Below are 17,475 nucleotides of genomic sequence, written 5' to 3' on the forward strand. Positions count from 1 at the left end.
CGATGCGGCGCAGGTCGGCGGCCGCGGTGTCGGCCACCGAACCACGGTCCGACTCCAGTTCGGCGATGCGCCGCTCCAGCTCGTCGGAGGGGGAGAGCAGAGTGCGTACGAGCGCGCGGTCCACGTTCGTCAGCCCCCGCGCGAGCCACGGCAGCACGGGCCACCCCACGAAGAGCGCCGGCAGGGTCAGCGAGAAGGTCAGCCACCCCCAGGGCATCCGCAGCAGGAGATAGAGGGCGTGCCGCCAGGCGACCGAGTCCTTCAACTGGGCCCACAGCCAGGACAGGAAGCCCGGCTGACGCGGCTGTACGGGGCTCGGCTCGTCGATGCGTACGCGCAGCAGCCGCCGTGCCCGTGCCCGCTCGAACCGCCCCAGCTGCCGGCAGCCGAGCAGTGTGAAGGCGAGCAGGGGCAGCCCGACCACCGTGACGGAGAGCAGCGCGCTGACGTAGATGCAGACCGAGATGTAGACGAAGCCCACGAGGCCGACGGGAAGGTTGGTCAGCAGATGCGCGATCTCCCGCCACGTCTGCGCGCCGAGCGCCACCGCACGGGGCGGCGGCAGGCGGTCGCCGTCATCGTGGTGCGGGTCGCCGTGCTGGTCGGGGCCTGTTCCGTGCGGCTGCTCCTCGCGGCCGGGGCCGTACGCGCTCGCGGTCATGCGCCAAGACTGCACGGCGGCGGGGGGTGACGCCATGGGGTGTGGCGGGGGAACGGAGTAGGGCTAACCCCACCTCCGGCGTCCACGGCCCAGCCCAGCGGTCACCGCGTCTGCCGCGCTCGCTCCTCGCGCGCCCGTGCGCCGCGGGCGGCACGCTGCCGGACACGGCGAAGCCCGCACGTCCGTGCAGGACCGTGCGGGCTTCGCGGTGAGATTTCTCCGGGCGTCAGCCGAGCTCGCCGGCGGCCTTCTTGATGTCCGCGGCGAAGTTGGTCACCTCGGTGTAGACACCGGGCTTGCCGGGACGGGCACAGCCCTCGCCCCAGCTGACGATGCCGACCTGGACGAACTCGCCGGCCTCGTCCTTGCGGAACAGCGGGCCGCCGGAGTCACCCTGGCAGCTGTCGAGGCCACCCTCGTCGACGCCCGCGCACAGCTCCTCGCCCTCGACGAGCTCGCCGTAGGCCTTCTTGCAGGTGGCGTCGTCGATGAACGGAACGGTGACCTTGAGCAGCTTCTGCTGCTGCTCGCCGCCCTCCTTGTCGGCGCCCCAGCCGGCGACGGTGAGGTCACCCTCGTTGAGGGCCGGGTCCTCGGCTATGGGAAGGGTGGGCTGGTCGATGGGCTTCTCCAGCTTGATGAGCGCCCAGTCCTTGCCCGTGCCGTTGTAGCCGGGGGCCTGCAGGACCTTGGTCGACTTGACCTCGACCTTGTTGGAGTCCTCGAGGTCCACGACGCCACCGGTGGCGGTGATGCTGGTGTTGTCGCCGCTGCCGTCGACGCAGTGGGCGGCCGTCAGGACGACGTCCTTCTCGAACAGCGCGCCGCCGCAGCCCATGGACAGGCGGACCATCCAGGGGAACTCGCCCTGCTCGGCCGGAGTACCGCCGACGATCTTCGTGCTGGGCCCGTCCTTCTTCGCCGTGGCGGAGTGCGAGGCCTTGACGTCGTCCGTGCCGGCCATGGCGTTCCCGGCGGCCGTCATGCCCAGTGCGGTGAGCGCAACGGCTGCACCGGCGACGATTCTCACGAGCACCTTGCGGTCTTTCTGCACGGTTTTTCCTCTCGGTGGGGGGCTTGCGCGCTAGTCAGGGCCATGACACTCGCAAGAACACGACACCTTGCAAGATCCCAACTTCCGATGGCGTTCGGGGAATTGGCGAGGGTCCCGATAGGCGCTTTGTGATTCTCTGCCGGTGCGTGCGGTCATGGCAAGAGGCGGTTTCCGGTGGCAAGGGCCCCATAAAGGGGCACACGCGGCATGCGTTTCGGTCTCAGGTCCTGCCCGGTGAAAGTTCGGCGGTACGCCCTAGACTCCCCTCCGTACGGAACGGCGGTTCGCGCATCTCCCGCGCTCCGCCCGGAACCGAGCACTTCAACGAGCGAATGAGTGAGGACGGGCAGACGTGCCGGACTACTTCCACGGCTATTCGGTCGTCGGGCTGGTCGCGGTGGTCGGGGTGCTCTTCGTCGCCGTGGCCTTCGGCGCCGGACGGCTGCTGCGGCCGGTCGTGCCGACGCGCGAGAAATTCCTCACCTACGAATGCGGGGTCGACCCCGTCGGCGAAGGCTGGGCGCACACGCAGATCCGCTACTACGTCTACGCCTTCCTGTACGTGATCTTCGCCGTCGATTCGGTCTTCCTCTTCCCCTGGGCGACGGTCTTCGCCGAACCCGGTTTCGGCGGCGTCACGCTCGTGGAGATGTTCGTCTTCCTCGGCTTTCTGGCCGTCGGCCTGCTCTACGCATGGAAGAAGGGCGTCCTGGAATGGACGTGACGCACACGACGACCGACCTCCCCGAGCCCCGCCGCATCGGACCGCTGGCGCGGCTCGCGCCCGAGCCGATGAAGGTGATCCTCAACTGGGGCCGCAGGTACAGCCTGTGGGTCTTCAACTTCGGACTCGCCTGCTGCGCCATCGAGTTCATCGCCGCCTCCATGGCCCGGCACGACTTCATCCGCCTCGGTGTCATCCCGTTCGCGCCCGGCCCCCGGCAGGCGGACCTGATGGTCGTCTCCGGGACGGTGACCGACAAGATGGCACCCGCTGTGAAGCGGCTGTACGAGCAGATGCCCGAGCCCAAGTACGTGATCTCCTTCGGTGCCTGCTCCAACTGCGGCGGCCCGTACTGGGATTCGTACTCCGTGACCAAGGGCGTCGACCAGATCGTCCCCGTCGACGTGTACGTGCCGGGCTGCCCGCCCCGGCCGGAGGCGCTGCTCCAGGGCGTACTCAAACTCCAGGAGAAGATCGCGCGGGAATCGACGGCGGAGCGGTACGCGGGCGGCGGCCGGGGACGCCCGTCGGCGGCCGCGCTCACCAGCGGGCCGGTGAAGGCGCCGGAACGGGGCGAGGGGTCGGAGGAGAGCAGCCGGTGACCGAGTCCGACCAGCCCGACCAGCCCGACCAGCCCAGTGCGTCCGGCCCGGCCGGGCGGTCCCCCGAGGGCGGTACCGGACCGGAGCCCCCGGCCGCTCCCGTGGGCTGGCTGCCGCGTGACACGGTGACACTGTTCGGCGAGGGCGCGCACGCCGAGGAGGCCTACGGCCTGCTGACGGTCGACGTGCCCCCCGGCTCCTGGATCCCCGCTCTCGAAACGGCCCGCGACCGGCTGGGCTGCCGCTACTTCGACTGGCTGAGCGCGGTGGACGAACCCGGCACAGGCTTCCGCGTCTGCGCCCACGTGGTCCTGCTGCCCGCCGTGTCCGGCCTCTACGTGCAGCGGCTGCTGCTGCGTACGACCGTGCCGCACGAGGCGCCCGTACTCCCCACCGCGACGCCCGTCTACGCCGGTGCGGCCTGGCACGAACGGGAGACGCGGGAGATGTTCGGCGTCGAGTTCACCGGCCACCCCCACCCCGCACCGCTGCTGCTCCCCGAGACCTTCGAAGGACACCCGCTGCGCAAGGACTTCGTCCTCGCGGCGCGGGTGGCCAAGGCGTGGCCTGGGGCGAAGGAGCCCGGCGAGTCCGAGCACGGCGGCCCCAAGCGGCGCCAGATGCTGCCGCCGGGCGTGCCCGACCCCAACGAATGGGGGCCGCTCAAGGGCCAGTTGCCGCCCGTGCCCGCCCGGCCGGCCCGAGGCCGTGCGGGCGGCGCTGCGGCGGGCCGCGGCGCGCCGGGACGCGGGGCGGGGGACCGGCCCGTGCGGCGTGCGCGCTCGGCGAGCGCCGGTTCGGCGAGCCAGCGGGGCGAGGACGAGGGCACTCCGGGGACGGCCGAGCAGGCGACGCGACAGGAACAGGCCCCGGAGCAGGAACCGGGGACGCCGGACCGGGCCCCGGAGCAGGTACCGCAGGGACCGGAGCCCGAGAAGGCCGCGGAGGCGCAGGCCCGCTCCGAGGCGCACGCCGGCGAACAGGCCCGGGAGCAGGAACGGCAGTCCCGGGAGAGGCCGCGCACCGAGGGCGGACCGCCCACGCGGCCGCGGCCCGGCGGCGCCGCGTCCGAGGCACCGTGGCACGATGCGCGTCCCGCCTTCGGCGACGACGGCGAGAGCGCCGACGGCGAGAGCCCCGGCGGCGAAGGCGGCGGCGAGAGCAGTGACGGACGGACGGAGGGCGGCGCCTGATGGATGTGCTCGACGTCCTCTGGCGGCTCCTCGCCGTCCTGCTCGCCTTCCTCGTCCTCCCCCTGCTCGTCGGGCAGGCCGAGCACAAGGCGATGGCCCACATGCAGGGCCGGGTCGGCCCCATGTACGCGGGCGGCTTCCACGGCTGGGCCCAACTCGTCGCCGACGGCGTGAAGTTCGCGCAGAAGGAAGACATCGTCCCGGACGGCGCGGACCGCCGGGTCTTCCAACTGGCGCCCGCCGTCGCCCTGTTGCCCTACCTCGTGGTGCTGATCGTCATCCCGGTCGGTGACGGCGACCTCGTCGGCCAAGTGGTCGACGCCGGCATCTTCTTCGTCCTCGCCGTGATGGGCGTGGGCGTGCTCGGTTCGCTCATGGGCGGCTGGGCGTCCGCCAACAAGTTCTCGCTGCTCGGCGGATTGCGCACCGCCGCCCAGCTGATGGCGTACGAGCTGCCGATGCTGCTCGCCGCCGCCTCGGTCGCCATGGCCGCGGGCACGCTGTCCCTGCCGGGCATCCTGGACGCCTGGCAGTGGTGGTGGCTGCCCTGGCAGATCATCGGCGGGCTGGTCTTCTTCACCGCGGGCCTCGCGGAGCTGCAACGTCCCCCCTTCGACGCCCCGGTCGCCGACTCCGAGATCATCTTCGGTGCCTACACCGAGTACACAGGGCTGCGTTTCGCTCTCTTCCTGCTCGCCGAGTACGCGGGCATCGTCGTGCTCTCCGCGCTGACCGCCGTGCTCTTCCTGGGCGGCTGGCACGGGCCGGTGGCGGACACGCTGGGCTGGGTGTGGACGCTGCTGAAGACCGCTGCGCTCGCCTTCGTCGTCATCTGGCTTCGGGTGAGCTATCCGCGGCTGCGTGAGGACCAGATCCAGCGCGTGGCCTGGACCGTGCTCGTCCCGCTCGCACTTCTCCAGATCGCCCTCACAGGCGTCGTCAAGGTGGTGATCCAGTAATGGCCGTGCCCGGATCCGGGCTCGCCAAGGGCCTCGCCGTCACCCTGCGCACGATGACCCGCCGCTCGGTCACCGCGCACTATCCGGACGTGCAGCCGGAGTTGCCGCCGCGCAGCCGCGGGGTGATCGGTCTCTTCGAGGAGAACTGCACGGTCTGCATGCTGTGCGCCCGTGAGTGCCCCGACTGGTGCATCTACATCGACTCTCACAAGGAGACGATGCCGGCCGCCGCTCCCGGGGGCCGCGAGCGGAGCCGCAACGTGCTGGACCGCTTCGCCATCGACTTCGCGCTGTGCATGTACTGCGGGATCTGCATCGAGGTCTGCCCCTTCGACGCGCTCTTCTGGTCGCCGGAGTTCGAGTACGCCGAGACCGACATCCGGGATCTGACCCACGAGCGCGACAAGCTCCGCGAGTGGATGTGGACCGTGCCGGAGCCGCCCGCCCTCGATCCGGCCGCGGAGGAGCCCAAGGAGATGGCCGCTGCCCGCAAGACGGCCGAGAAGCGGGCGGAGCAGCAGGCCGCGCAGGCCGAGCAGGGGCCGGAGGCGCCCGGACCGCGGCCGTCCCCGTCGTCGTCGGAGCGGCCCGGCCAGGCCGAGGGAGAGGGCGAAGCGTGACCCCGACCGAAGTCGGTGCAGGCGCCGGCGCCGTGGCCGAAGCGGCCGCACACCCCGGCTTTCTCTCACCGACCGGGGTGGAGATCGTCTTCGTGCTGGTGGGGCTCGTGACCCTCGGCGCCGCAGTGGTCACCGTCACCACGAAACAGCTCGTGCACGCGGCCCTGTGGCTGGTGGCCGCGCTGGGCGGTGTCGCCGTCGAATACCTGCTGCTGACGGCCGAGTTCATCGCGTGGGTGCAGGTTCTGATCTATGTGGGCTCCGTCGTCGTGCTGCTGCTGTTCGGGCTGATGCTGACCAGAGCGCCGATAGGGCCGTCACCCGACGCCGACTCCGGCAACCGTCCGGTCGCACTCGCAGCCGCTCTCGTCTCCGCCGCCACACTGGTCACTCTGGTCGTCGACGCCTTCCGCACCACCTGGATCGACCTCGACACCTCGGGCAGCGGATCCACACGGGTCACCGGCGAGGCGCTCTTCCGCGGCTGGGTGCTGCCGTTCGAAGCGCTGTCGGTGCTGTTGCTCGCCGCGCTCGTGGGCGCGATAGTCCTCTCCCGCAAGGAGAAGACGGAGCGCCGCGGCGACGGGCGCCGCAGCGGTGGTACGAGCGGGGGCGGCCAGGCCCGCCGGGACGGGGAGGCACAGGGCTGATGCATCTCGCCTATCCCGCCGTACTCGCGGCGCTCCTCTTCTGCATCGGCCTCTACGGCGTACTCGCGCGCCGCAACGCCATCCTCGTGCTGATGTCGGTCGAGCTCATGCTCAACGCCGTCAACCTCAACCTCGTCGCGTTCGACGTGTGGCTCCGGGAACGGCTGCACACAGGACAGGCGCTCGCCCTCTTCACCATCGCCGTCGCGGCCGCCGAGATCGGCATCGGCCTCGCCATCGTGCTCGTCGTCCACCGCACGCGCGGCAGCTCCGAGATCGACCGGCTCACAGACCTCCGCGAGAGAGACACCGGCGCAGACGCAGAGGGAGACGCGGACGGACCGGAGGAGCGGGCAGGCGTGAAGGCCACCACCGACAGCGGGAGGCAGACCTCGTGAGCACCACGACCCTCGCCGCCCTGGTCCCCCTGCTGCCGTTCCTCGGTGCCGTCGCGGGCCTCCTGGCCGGCCGCCGCGCACCCGGGTTCGCCCAGCCGCTCGCGGTGCTGCCCACGCTGCTCTCCGCGGTGCTGGCCGTCCTGGTCGCCGTACGCCAGGGAGGCGGCGAGCCGCTGCGGGCGGCCACGGAACTCACGCCCACCGGCGACGCCTCCCTGTCCGTTCAACTCGCCCTGAACGTCGACGGGTTCGCGGCCCTGGTCGCCGTACTCGTCGGCGTCGTCGCCTCCTGTGTGCAGCTGTACTCGACCGGCTATCTGCGGGACGACCCGCGCTACGCGAGCTACGCCTCCTTCGTCTCCCTCTTCACCGCCGCGATGCTGCTCGTCGTCTACGCGGACGACCTGATCGTGCTGCTCGTCGGCTGGGAGGTCATGGGCATCTGCTCGTACTTCCTCGTGGGCCACTACTGGGAGACGCGGGCCGCCCGCGCCGCCTCGCTCAAGGCGTTCCTCGTCACCAAGCTCGGCGACGTGCCGTTCCTGATCGGCATCCTCGCTCTCGCCTCCGAGGCCGGCACCTTCCGGATCAGCGGCATCACGAGCAAACTCGGCTCCCAGCTCGCCGAGTTCGAACTGTCGCACCCCACGGCCATCGCGCTTCTGCTGCTCGCGGGCGTCGCCGGCAAGTCCGCCCAGTTCCCGCTGCACACCTGGCTCCCCGACGCGATGGCCGGTCCCACGCCCGTCTCCGCGCTGATCCACGCGGCGACCATGGTCGCCGCCGGTGTGTACTTCATCGCCCGTCTGCTGCCGGTGTTCGCCGCCTCGGCAGCCGCGCTTGTCGTACTGGCCCTGATCGCGGCGGTCACGATCGTCGGATCGGCGCTCTCCGCGCTCGCGCAGGACGACGTCAAACGCGTCCTCGCCTACTCCACCATCGGTCAACTCGCCTACATGGCAGGCGCTCTGGCCGTCGCCGACCGCGGAGCGGCCGTCTTCCACCTCCTCGTGCACGGTGCCTTCAAGGCCCTGCTCTTCCTTGCCGCGGGCGTCCTCATCCACGCGGCCGGTACGAACTCGCTCGCCGCCATGGCCCGGATGGGCGGCCTGAGCAAGCTGGCGCCGGACGCCTACTGGACGATGACGATCGGTCTGCTGGCGCTGGCGGCCCTGCCGCCCTTCAGCGGCTTCTTCTCCAAGGAAGCGGTGCTCGCGGCCGCCGAACACGCCGCTTTCGGCGACGCCGCCGCCGGTGTCACACCCGCCGCGGGCTGGATCGTCCTCGTGGCGGGGATGCTGGGCGCACTCCTCACCGCCGCCTACGCGGCCCGGCTCTGGCTGCTGGCGTTCCGCGGTGAAGGCCCGCCCGTGTCCGCCGAGGAACACCACCGCGAGCCCGCCGCGATGAACGTCGTGCTGTGGGTGCTCGCCCTCCCCTCCCTCGCGCTCGGACTCGCCTACGGCGTCCTGCCGGAGTGGTTCGACAGCGACTCGCTCGCCCCCTCCCTGGCAACGTCCGTACTGGCGACGGGAGTCGCTCTCGTCGGCGTACTCCTGACCTACGGCGCGTGGCGGCACACCACCGCCCTCGCCGCCTCGCGCGCGCCCATGGGCGCCGTCGCCGCACACCCCCGGGGCGACGCCGCGCTCTCCGAGGCCGAGGCCATCGCCACCCACGTACCCGCCTACGGCGACATCGCCTCCGCGCCCGACCCGGCCGACCCCGCCAGGCTGCTGCTCGGGCCGCTGCACGACACCGCCGCCCACGGCTTCCGGCTGGACGCGGCCTACGCCGTCCTGTTCGTACGTCCCACTCAGGCGGCCGCCCGCCTCGTCCGCTTTCTCGACCGCGAGGTCGTCGACACCTACGTGCGGGGCGCGGGCCTCGGGCCCCGGCTCCTGGGCTCGCTCGTACGCCGCACACAGACGGGCAACACGCAGACCTACCTCGGCGCTCTGCTCGTGGGGTCGCTGGTGCTCGCGGTGGCCGCCGTCCTCGTCGCCGCCGGATCTTCGGGAGCCTGACAGTGATCTCCGTCAGCAACACCGTCATGCAGGCGCTCCTCATCGGCGTGCTTCTCCTCCCCCTGGCCGGTGCCGTGGCGGCGCTGCTGCCGCCCCCGCCGGGGCTCCGTGGACGCGATCCGGGCCAGGCCGTGCTCCGCCACGGCGTGACCGTCACCGGAGCCGTGCTCGCCGCATCCGTCGTGCTCGCCCTCGGCTTCGACACCGGCCACGCCGGGACCGTGCAGGCCGAGTCGGACGTCGCCTGGATCCCCTCGCTGGGCATCCGCCTCCATCTCGGAGTGGACGGCGTCTCGCTGCCGCTGGTCGTACTGACCGCTCTGCTCACCTTCCTGTGCGCGCTCTACAGCTACGGGGCGCACACCTCCCCGGGCTCCGCCGACGGCGACGCCGAGTCCGGCTCCGACGGCGCCCGCCCCGGCGGGCCCGCGCATCAGGGCGGCACCCCGCAGGCCTTCGTCGCGCTGCTCCTCCTCCTGGAGACGGGCACGCTCGCCACCTTCGCGACGCTCGACCTCGTGCTGTTCTTCCTCGCCTTCGAGACGGTGCTCGTCCCGATGTACTTCCTCATCGCCCGCTGGGGCGGCGCGGAACCCCGGGAACGGGCCCGCGCGGCCTGGAAGTTCATCCTCTACACCCTCCTCGGCTCCGTCGTGATGCTGCTCGGCCTCCTCCTCGTCGGCTTCAAGGGCGGCACGTTCGACATGGTCGCGCTCGCCGGCGACGACCACGCCGGACTGACCCGCACCACGCAGATCCTCGCCGTGCTCGCGATCGGCGTCGGCCTCGCCGTGAAGACTCCGATGTGGCCGCTGCACAGCTGGCTGCCCGACGCCCACACGACAGCGCCCACCGTCGGCTCCGTACTGCTGGCGGGCGTCCTGCTGAAGATGGGGACCTACGGTTTCGTCCGGATCCTGCTGCCCGTCGCGCCGGAGGGGATGCGCTTCTTCGCCCCCTGGCTGGCGGCCTTCGCCGTGGTCGGCATCGTCTACGGTTCGCTGGCCTGCCTCTCCCTCGCACGCAGGGGGGCGAAGGGCGACCTCAAGCGCCTCATCGCCTACTCCTCCGTGGGCCACATGGGGTTCGTGCTGCTCGGCATCGCGTCCATGACGCCGACGGGGGTCAACGGCGCGCTGTTCGCGAACATCGCCCACGGCCTCATCACCGGGCTGCTCTTCTTCCTCGTCGGCGCGCTCAAGGAACGGACCGGCACCACGGACCTCGACACGCTCTCGGGTGAGAGCGGCGGCGCGCTGTACGGCAGCGCACCCCGCTTCGGCGGTCTGCTGGCCTTCGCCGCCGTCGCCTCACTCGGACTGCCCGGACTCGCGGGCTTCTGGGGCGAGATGCTCGCCCTGCTCGGCGCGTTCGAACCGGCAGAGGGACTCAGCCGCCCCGCCTTCCTCACCTTCATGGCGATCGCCGCCTTCGGCACCCTGCTGACCGCCGCCTACATGCTCGTCGTCGTACAGCGGGTCTGCATGGGCGATCCGAAGGACGCCCCGCAGCAGCAGGGCGGACGCGAGCGGACGGAACTGGGCCACCAGGAGACCGAGCCGGGCGGCACCGGTCCCGCGCACTCCGCGACAGCACGCCTCCCCGACGTCCGCAGCTACGAGTACGCCGCCTGGACGCCCCTCGTACTGCTCACCGTCGCCGCCGGACTCTGGCCCGCCCTCCTCCTCGGGCTCACCGACCCCGCTGTGCAGAACCTCCTGCCTGGAGTGACCCGATGAGCGCCGCGATCAGCGCCCAGACGTACGCCCCGCCGGCCGGCACGACGACCGACGGCGTGTTCACCGGTTCCGCCGGGCCCGTCGCCCAGTCCGTCGACTGGCTCGCCATCGCGCCGCCGACAGCGGTGGCCGTCGCCGGGCTGGCGGTCCTCGTCGCCGACCTCTTCCTGCCCGAGCGCGGCAAGCGGCTCCTCGGCCCGCTCTCCGGCGCGGCACTGCTGCTGGCCGCGGTTCCGCTGCTCTTCCTGCGCACCCGGACCACCGCGACGTTCTGCCTTCCCGACGGACTGCAGGAGTGCAGCTACTCCGCGGACACTCTCGCGCTCGTACTCCAGTTCCTCGTCCTCGCCGCCGCCTTCGTCACCGTGCTGATCTCGATGCCGGCGGTACGGGACCTGAAACTGCCCGCGGGCGAGTACTGGTTCCTTCTGCTGTCCGCCACCGCAGGAGCCGCGCTCGTCCCGGCCTCGCGCGACCTCGTCACCCTCGTCATCGCCCTCGAAGTCGCGTCGCTGCCCTCGTTCGCGCTCGTCGGACTGCGCCTGGGGAACAGGGGATCGGCGGAGGCCGCCCTGAAGTTCTTCCTCTCCTCCGTCACCGCCACCGCCGTGACCCTGCTCGGGGCGAGCTTCCTCTACGCCGTCACCGGCACCCTCCACTTCCAGGGGATCAGCGACGGCCTCACCGGCACCGACCCGCAGCTGAACTCCCTCGGCTCGGCGGGGCTCGCGCTCACCCTGGTCGGATTCGCCTTCAAGGCGTCCGTCGTCCCCTTCCACTTCTGGGTTCCGGACACCTATGTGGGCGCGCCTGTGCCCGTGGCCGCGTTCCTCTCGGTCGTCGGGAAGACCGCCGGACTCGCCGGGCTCGTCCTGCTGGTCGTCCAGGCGTTCGCCTCAAGGGGTGAGATCTGGGGCCCCGCCCTCGCCGTACTCGCCGCTGTGACCATGACGGTCGGCAACGCGGCCGCGCTGCGCCAGCGCCCCGACCGGGCACATGGTGCCGTACGCCTCCTGGCCTGGTCCTCCGTCGGACAGGCCGGTTACCTGCTGGTGCCGCTGGCCGCCGCCGCGCCCGAGGCCGGTACGCACCCCGAGCAGGCACTCTCCTCCGCCGGCGCCACGGTCGCGTACCTCCTGATGTACGCGGCGGTGAATCTGGGCGCCTTCGCCGTCGTCGCGCACATCGGCCGCGCCGGCAGGGCCAACCGCCTGCAGGACTACCGCGGGCTCTACGCCTCCCACCCCCTCGCCGCCCTCGCCCTCGGCTTCTTCCTGCTCTGCCTGGCCGGACTCCCGCCAGGAGTCATCGGCCTCTTCGCGAAGGTCGCGGTCTTCTCCACGGCGGTGCAGAACGGGCTGGGCTGGCTCGCGGTGATCATGGCCGTGAACGTCGTGATCGCGCTCTACTACTACCTGCAGTGGACGGCACTGGCCTTCCGCAGGGGCGAACCCGCCACGCCGGCCGCCGCGGAAGGGGCCCGGGGAGGCGGCGCGCAGCAGCGTCCGCGGATCGCCGCCCCGCTGTCCGCGGGCATCGCCCTGACGGCCCTCGCCGGGGTCGTCCTCTCACTCGACCCCGATCTGGTGCTCACCTTCGCGGCCGGGGGACTGCGTTAGGGCCTGTCCGGCACATGCGCCGTCCCCCGGAGGAGGACCGCCCGGCGCCCGTCGCAGTGGCGGCCAGGCCTCCGCTTGCACCGTCCCCGGCAGGGAACTGTTGTCCCGCGCCCCGCGTTGACCAGGGCGAGAGGGTCCACCGGACCGTTGCATGACCACCCCGGTCGGGGTTCCCCTGCCGCAATTCTGGAGGGCGTACGGTGCACCGGCACAACGGGCTGAGGACAGCTGTGCTCCTTGGGGGCCTGTCCGCTCTCATCCTCGTCGTCGGCAGCTTCTTCGGCCGCACGGGACTGCTGCTCGCGCTCGTGATCGCGCTGGCCACCAACGGCTACGCGTACTGGAGGAGCGACAAGATCGCTCTACGCGCAATGCGCGCCCGTCCGGTCAGCGAGTTCGAGGCGCCGGAGCTCTACCGCCTGGTCCGTGAACTCTCCACGGCCGCCCGTCAGCCGATGCCGCGCCTGTTCATCTCCCCGACGCAGGCGCCGAACGCCTTCGCCACCGGACGCAACCCCCGTCACGCCGCGGTCTGCTGCACGGACGGGATCCTCCGTCTCCTGGACGAGCGCGAACTGCGCGGCGTCATCGGGCATGAACTGAGCCACGTCTACAACCGCGACATCCTCATCTCATCCGTCGCGGGCGCTCTCGCCTCCGTGGTGATGTTCCTCGTCAACTTCGCCTGGCTGATCCCCTTCGGGCGCAGCGACGACGAGGAGGGGCCGGGCCTGGCCGGGATGCTGATGATCATGATCTTGGGCCCGCTGGCAGCCGTCGTCATCCAGCTCGCGGTCTCCCGCTCCCGGGAGTACGAGGCCGACGCGGCCGGGGCCCAGCTCACGGGCGACCCGCTCGCGCTGGCCTCGGCGCTGCGCAAACTGGAGGCGGGCGCCAAGCAGTTGCCCCTGCCCCCGGAGCCGCGGCTGGAGACGGCGAGCCACTTGATGATCGCGAACCCGTTCCGCCGCGGCGAGGGCATGACCCGCCTCTTCTCCACCCACCCGCCGATGGCGCAGCGCGTCGCCCGCCTGGAACGCATGGCGGGCCGTCGCCTCTGAGTCCGGGCAGCCGGGGCGCGTACTCCCTCGGCGGCAGGGTGAGATGGACCACGTACGAAACTGTTTCGTTTCGCTGACCGCTCGGGGTAGATTCCTCGCTGTACGAAACCGTTTCGTTCGGAGTGGGGGAAGAGCGTGACCGAAGCGACTGCGCGCCGCAGCCGGATCACACCCGAGCGCGAGTCGGAGCTCTACACGTCCGTGGTCGGCCTGCTCCGCGAGGTCGGCTACGACGCCCTCACCATGGACGCCGTCGCCGCCCGTACCCGCTCCAGCAAGGCCACTCTCTACCGCCAGTGGGGAGGCAAGGCCGAGCTCGTCGTCAAGGCGCTGCGGCACCAGAAGCCCGTCCGGCTGGCCGACGTCGACACGGGTTCGCTGCGCGGCGACTTTCACGAGCTGGTCCGCTGCCAGGACGACGACCAGGTGGAACAGCACTCCGAGCTGATGCGCGGCATGGCCATGGCGGTGCACGGCAATCCCGATCTCCTCCAGGCCTTCCGCGAGCTGCTGATCGAACCGGAGTTGGGGGAGCTGCGCCGGATGCTGCACCGCGCAGTCGAGCGGGGGGAGGTCCGCCCGGACAACCCCGCCTGCGAATACGTGGTGCACATGCTCATCGGCGCGATCGGAGCGCGCACCCTGATCGACGGGCTCCCGCCGACGCAGGACTTCCTCCGCTCCTACATCGACGCCGTCGTCCTCCCGGCTCTGGGGGTATGACCACGTCCCGCGAACCGTCCCCCGTGCGACTGCGCGTACCGCCGCGAGCCGCACCGCGAGCAGCCCCCCGAGCAGCACCGCGAGAACAAGTACCTGACGCGACCGCTCACGTCGTCGGGCCGACACATCCAGCCCCGCAAGCCACCACGACCTGACCGGGAGTACGCCCCCGTGGCCACATTCCTCTACAAACTGGGCCGATTCGCCTTCCGGCGGCGGCACTTCGTCGCCCTCTTCTGGGTGGCCCTGCTGACGCTCGCGGGCGTCGGCGCCGCGCAGGCGCCCACAGCAGGGTCCGCCTCCTTCTCCATCCCCGGCACGGAGGCGCAGAAGGCCTTCGATCTGCTGGAGGACCGTTTCCCCGGCGCGAGTGCCGACGGCGCCACTGCACGTGTCGTCTTCAAGGCGCCCGACGGGGAGAAGATCACCGCTCCCGGCAACAGGGCCGCCGTCCAGCAGGCCGTCGAGGAACTCGGCACCGGCTCCGAAGTCGCCTCAGTCGTCGACCCGTTCAAGGTCAAGGCCGTCAGCCGGGACGGCACGACGACCTACGCGCAGGTCTCCTACAAGGTCTCCGGCATGGAGCTGGAGGACTCCTCACGCGACGCGCTCGAGGACGTCGCGCAGGACACGAGGGAGGAGGGCCTGACCGTCGAGGTCGGCGGTGACGCGCTCCAGAAGATCCCGGAGACGGGCACCACCGAAGTCATCGGCATCGGCGTCGCGGCGGTCGTGCTGGTGATCACGTTCGGTTCGCTGATCGCGGCGGGGCTCCCGCTCCTCACCGCACTGATCGGCGTCGGCATCGGCGTCTCCGGCATCGCCGCGCTCGCGAACGCCCTCGAACTGGACTCCACCACCTCGACGCTCGCGATGATGATCGGCCTCGCCGTCGGCATCGACTACGCGCTCTTCATCGTCTCCCGCTACCGCGCCGAACTCGCCGACGGCCGCGAGCGGGAGGACGCCGCGGGCAGGGCAGTGGGCACCGCGGGCTCCGCGGTCGTCTTCGCGGGACTCACGGTCGTGATCGCCCTGGTCGGCCTGGCAGTGGTCGACATCCCGATACTCACCAAGATGGGCATCGCGGCCGCGGGGACGGTCGCCATAGCGGTCCTCATCGCGCTCACCCTGATCCCGGCACTGATCGGATACGCCCGCAAGCGGCTGCGGCCCGCGGGCGCGAGGCGCAAGCCGGACGGCGGGCACAGGAAGGCCAGGCACCCCGGGGAGGACGAGCGTTCCGGGAACGCCGGCCGTCCGGACGGCGCCGGAGGTCCGGAGCACGCCGGCCCCTCCGGAGGCAGGCCGAACCTGGGCACCCGCTGGGCCCGCCTCGCGATCCGCCGGCCCCTCGTCGTCCTGCTGATCGCCGTGCTCGGCCTCGGCGCCGCCGCCGTCCCCGTCAAGTCGCTCGAACTCGGCCTGCCCGACGACGGTTCGCAGCCCACCAGCACCACGCAGCGCAAGGCGTACGACCTTCTCTCGGACGGCTTCGGCCCCGGGTTCAACGGCCCTCTGACGGTCGTCGTCGACGTCGGTCCCGGCGAGCAGCCGAAGGCCGCCGTCGGCGAGGTGACCAAGGCCGTCAAGGGCCTCGACAACGTGCTCACGGTGACCCCGGCGACGTTCAACAAGTCCGGGGACACCGCGATGCTCAACGTCATCCCGGACTCGGAGCCGTCCTCGGCCGGTACCGAGGACCTGGTCGAGGCCATCCGCGACAGCGGAGGTGAGGTCCGGACGGCCACCGACGCGGACGTACTGGTCACCGGCAGCACGGCGATGAACATCGACGTCTCGCAGAAGCTCAACGACGCGCTGGCCCCCTACCTGGCGCTCGTCGTCGGCCTGGCCTTCCTGCTGCTGATCGTCGTCTTCCGCTCGATCCTCGTGCCGCTCAAGGCGGCGCTGGGCTTCCTGCTCTCCGTGCTCGCCGCGCTCGGCGCCGTCGTCGCCGTCTTCCAGTGGGGCTGGCTCGCCGGCCTGATGGCCGTCGAGGAGACCGGTCCCGTCATGTCGATGATGCCGATCTTCATGGTGGGCGTCGTCTTCGGACTGGCCATGGACTACGAGGTCTTCCTGGTCACGCGCATGCGGGAGGCGTACGTACACGGGGAGCAGCCCGAGCAGGCGGTCGTGACCGGATTCCGGCACGGGGCCCGGGTCGTCACCGCTGCCGCCGTCATCATGATCGCGGTGTTCGCGGGTTTCATAGGGTCGACCGACTCGATGGTCAAGATGATCGGCTTCGGCCTCGCCGTCGCCGTCCTCTTCGACGCGTTCATCGTGCGCATGGCCATCGTCCCCGCGGTCCTCGCGCTGCTCGGGAGGGCCGCGTGGTGGCTGCCCCGCTGGCTCGACCGTGCCCTGCCGAACGTCGACGTCGAGGGCGAGGGCCTGCGCGACGTCGCGGACAGCGCGCGCGACGACGACGCCCCGCAGCCCGCCGGCTCCGTCCCTCCGCAGCATGCCGCGCCCTGGGAGACGGAGCGCGCGCCCGTACCCGTCGGGGTGGCCGCGTCCGCGTCCGACTCGGGCCTCACACCCGCGCAGGAGGAGCGGCCGCGCGTCCTGACGGGGGCGGCGTCCCCGGGCGAGGAGCAGTACGACCCGGAGGGCAGCGGTGTACGTGGCACAGTCCGCAACGCCGACGGTTCGGCGGTGGCGCGTGCCGCCGTCACGTTGATCTCGCAGCGTGGACGCCAGATCGGGCGCTCGGTGGCGCACGCCGACGGCTCGTACGTCCTGGACGCCCCGGGGCCCGGCAGCTACGTGCTGATCGCGGGAGCCGACGGGCACCAGCCCCAGGCGTCCACCGTGGTCGTGGGCGACGTGACGCTGAACCACGACATACTCCTCACCGGCACGAGCCGCCTCACCGGTGTGGTGCGCGGCTCGGCGGACGGGCAGCCGGTGCCGGCGGCACTGGTCGTGGTGACCGACGTGCGGGGCGAGGTGCTGGCGACCGGAAGGACCGGCCGGCTCGGCGACTTCACCTTCAGCGAGCTGGTCACCGGGACCTTCACCCTCGCGGTGAACGCCCCCGGTCACCGGCCCGCCGCGCGCCCGGTCGAGGTCGACGGGCAAGGCGTGACCCGCGTCGAGATCGAACTGTCGGCGGGCGCACGCGTGCACGGCACCGTACGCGCCGTCAGCGGACCGCTCCAGGACGCCCGCGTCTCCCTCGTGGACGCCGCAGGCAACGTCGTCGCGTCCTCCACCACGGGGGAGGACGGCGCGTACGCCTTCACCGACCTGGACGCCGGCGAGTACACCGTCATCGCCGCCGGCTACCCGCCGGTGGCGAGCGCCCTGCACGTCGACGGTCCCGGAGTGGACGACTTCGACATCGAACTACGCCACCCCGACGAGTAGTTCACGTTCCCCGGGACTCCGCCGGGCCGTGCACGCGATGTCAGCGGAGCATGCGTCCACGGCCCGC

Annotated in this window: 15 protein-coding genes and 1 pseudogene; 14 read left to right on the plus strand and 2 right to left on the minus strand. The window is 71.6% G+C overall.

The features are described from left to right. Both ACFPA8_RS00195 and ACFPA8_RS00200 read right to left on the minus strand, forming a co-directional pair. Nucleotides 1-661 (minus strand): sensor domain-containing protein (locus ACFPA8_RS00195; protein ID WP_386440412.1); only part of this gene is annotated, 661 nt, incomplete at its 3' end. Between the two features lie 226 nt (nt 662-887). Beyond that, on the minus strand, nt 888-1,715 hold the full coding sequence (locus ACFPA8_RS00200) for a serine protease (RefSeq protein ID WP_386440414.1): 828 nt from the start codon (nt 1,713-1,715) through the stop codon (nt 888-890). A gap of 352 nt (nt 1,716-2,067) precedes the next feature. On the opposite strand from ACFPA8_RS00200, the gene ACFPA8_RS00205 reads away from it, so the two are divergent. The 14 genes and pseudogenes from ACFPA8_RS00205 to ACFPA8_RS00270 all read left to right on the plus strand — a co-directional run bounded on the left by ACFPA8_RS00205 (nt 2,068) and on the right by ACFPA8_RS00270 (nt 17,408). Then, nucleotides 2,068-2,439 (plus strand): NADH-quinone oxidoreductase subunit A, encoded by a 372-nt coding sequence (locus tag ACFPA8_RS00205; protein ID WP_386440417.1) that lies wholly within the window; start codon nt 2,068-2,070, stop codon nt 2,437-2,439. Continuing rightward, complete coding sequence (locus tag ACFPA8_RS00210; RefSeq protein ID WP_386440418.1) at nt 2,430-3,041, plus strand: NADH-quinone oxidoreductase subunit B; 612 nt, start codon at nt 2,430-2,432, stop codon at nt 3,039-3,041. The genes ACFPA8_RS00205 and ACFPA8_RS00210 overlap by 10 nt, the downstream gene beginning before the upstream one ends. Continuing rightward, nucleotides 3,038-4,234 carry an NADH-quinone oxidoreductase subunit C gene (locus ACFPA8_RS00215; RefSeq protein ID WP_386440420.1) on the plus strand — a complete coding sequence of 399 codons (1,197 nt, stop codon included), beginning with the start codon at nt 3,038-3,040 and terminating at the stop codon, nt 4,232-4,234. Before ACFPA8_RS00210 ends, ACFPA8_RS00215 begins: the two co-directional genes overlap by 4 nt. Next, a complete protein-coding gene (locus tag ACFPA8_RS00220; RefSeq protein ID WP_386441140.1) occupies nt 4,231-5,193 on the plus strand; it encodes a complex I subunit 1/NuoH family protein in 963 nt (320 codons plus the stop codon). The genes ACFPA8_RS00215 and ACFPA8_RS00220 overlap by 4 nt, the downstream gene beginning before the upstream one ends. Next, nucleotides 5,193-5,813 (plus strand): NuoI/complex I 23 kDa subunit family protein, encoded by a 621-nt coding sequence (locus ACFPA8_RS00225; protein ID WP_386440423.1) that lies wholly within the window; start codon nt 5,193-5,195, stop codon nt 5,811-5,813. The genes ACFPA8_RS00220 and ACFPA8_RS00225 overlap by 1 nt, the downstream gene beginning before the upstream one ends. After that, entirely contained in the window at nt 5,810-6,463 is a 654-nt protein-coding gene (locus ACFPA8_RS00230) for an NADH-quinone oxidoreductase subunit J family protein (protein WP_386440425.1), read from the plus strand. Before ACFPA8_RS00225 ends, ACFPA8_RS00230 begins: the two co-directional genes overlap by 4 nt. Beyond that, nucleotides 6,463-6,861: an NADH-quinone oxidoreductase subunit NuoK gene (gene nuoK, locus ACFPA8_RS00235; protein WP_386440428.1), complete on the plus strand. Its 399-nt coding sequence runs from the start codon at nt 6,463-6,465 to the stop codon at nt 6,859-6,861. The genes ACFPA8_RS00230 and nuoK overlap by 1 nt, the downstream gene beginning before the upstream one ends. Next, nucleotides 6,858-8,888 carry an NADH-quinone oxidoreductase subunit 5 family protein gene (locus tag ACFPA8_RS00240; protein ID WP_386440430.1) on the plus strand — a complete coding sequence of 677 codons (2,031 nt, stop codon included), beginning with the start codon at nt 6,858-6,860 and terminating at the stop codon, nt 8,886-8,888. The genes nuoK and ACFPA8_RS00240 overlap by 4 nt, the downstream gene beginning before the upstream one ends. A gap of 2 nt (nt 8,889-8,890) precedes the next feature. Further along, entirely contained in the window at nt 8,891-10,627 is a 1,737-nt protein-coding gene (locus ACFPA8_RS00245; protein ID WP_386440433.1) for a complex I subunit 4 family protein, read from the plus strand. Continuing rightward, nucleotides 10,624-12,246 carry an NADH-quinone oxidoreductase subunit N gene (locus ACFPA8_RS00250; protein ID WP_386440436.1) on the plus strand — a complete coding sequence of 541 codons (1,623 nt, stop codon included), beginning with the start codon at nt 10,624-10,626 and terminating at the stop codon, nt 12,244-12,246. Before ACFPA8_RS00245 ends, ACFPA8_RS00250 begins: the two co-directional genes overlap by 4 nt. A gap of 200 nt (nt 12,247-12,446) precedes the next feature. Next, a complete protein-coding gene (gene htpX, locus ACFPA8_RS00255; protein WP_386440439.1) occupies nt 12,447-13,307 on the plus strand; it encodes a zinc metalloprotease HtpX in 861 nt (286 codons plus the stop codon). Between the two features lie 135 nt (nt 13,308-13,442). Continuing rightward, a complete protein-coding gene (locus ACFPA8_RS00260) occupies nt 13,443-14,030 on the plus strand; it encodes a TetR/AcrR family transcriptional regulator (RefSeq protein ID WP_386440441.1) in 588 nt (195 codons plus the stop codon). Between the two features lie 171 nt (nt 14,031-14,201). Next, nucleotides 14,202-16,466: pseudogene (locus ACFPA8_RS00265) on the plus strand (MMPL family transporter); the annotation flags it as partial. Nucleotides 16,467-16,544: 78 nt separating this feature from the next. Then, nucleotides 16,545-17,408 carry an MSCRAMM family protein gene (locus ACFPA8_RS00270; protein WP_386441143.1) on the plus strand — a complete coding sequence of 288 codons (864 nt, stop codon included), beginning with the start codon at nt 16,545-16,547 and terminating at the stop codon, nt 17,406-17,408. The last annotated feature ends 67 nt before the right edge of the window (nt 17,409-17,475 follow it).

Source organism: Streptomyces ovatisporus, from assembly GCF_042653885.1.
GTDB lineage: Bacteria > Actinomycetota > Actinomycetes > Streptomycetales > Streptomycetaceae > Streptomyces > Streptomyces ovatisporus.

What these genes read in the sequence shown, in the direction of transcription:
- ACFPA8_RS00210 (WP_386440418.1), top strand. Translation starts at nt 2,430, where the DNA reads ATGGACGTGACGCACACGACGACCGACCTCCCCGAGCCCCGCCGCATC.
- ACFPA8_RS00225 (WP_386440423.1), top strand. Translation starts at nt 5,193, where the DNA reads ATGGCCGTGCCCGGATCCGGGCTCGCCAAGGGCCTCGCCGTCACCCTG.
- nuoK (WP_386440428.1), top strand. Translation starts at nt 6,463, where the DNA reads ATGCATCTCGCCTATCCCGCCGTACTCGCGGCGCTCCTCTTCTGCATC.
- ACFPA8_RS00250 (WP_386440436.1), top strand. Translation starts at nt 10,624, where the DNA reads ATGAGCGCCGCGATCAGCGCCCAGACGTACGCCCCGCCGGCCGGCACG.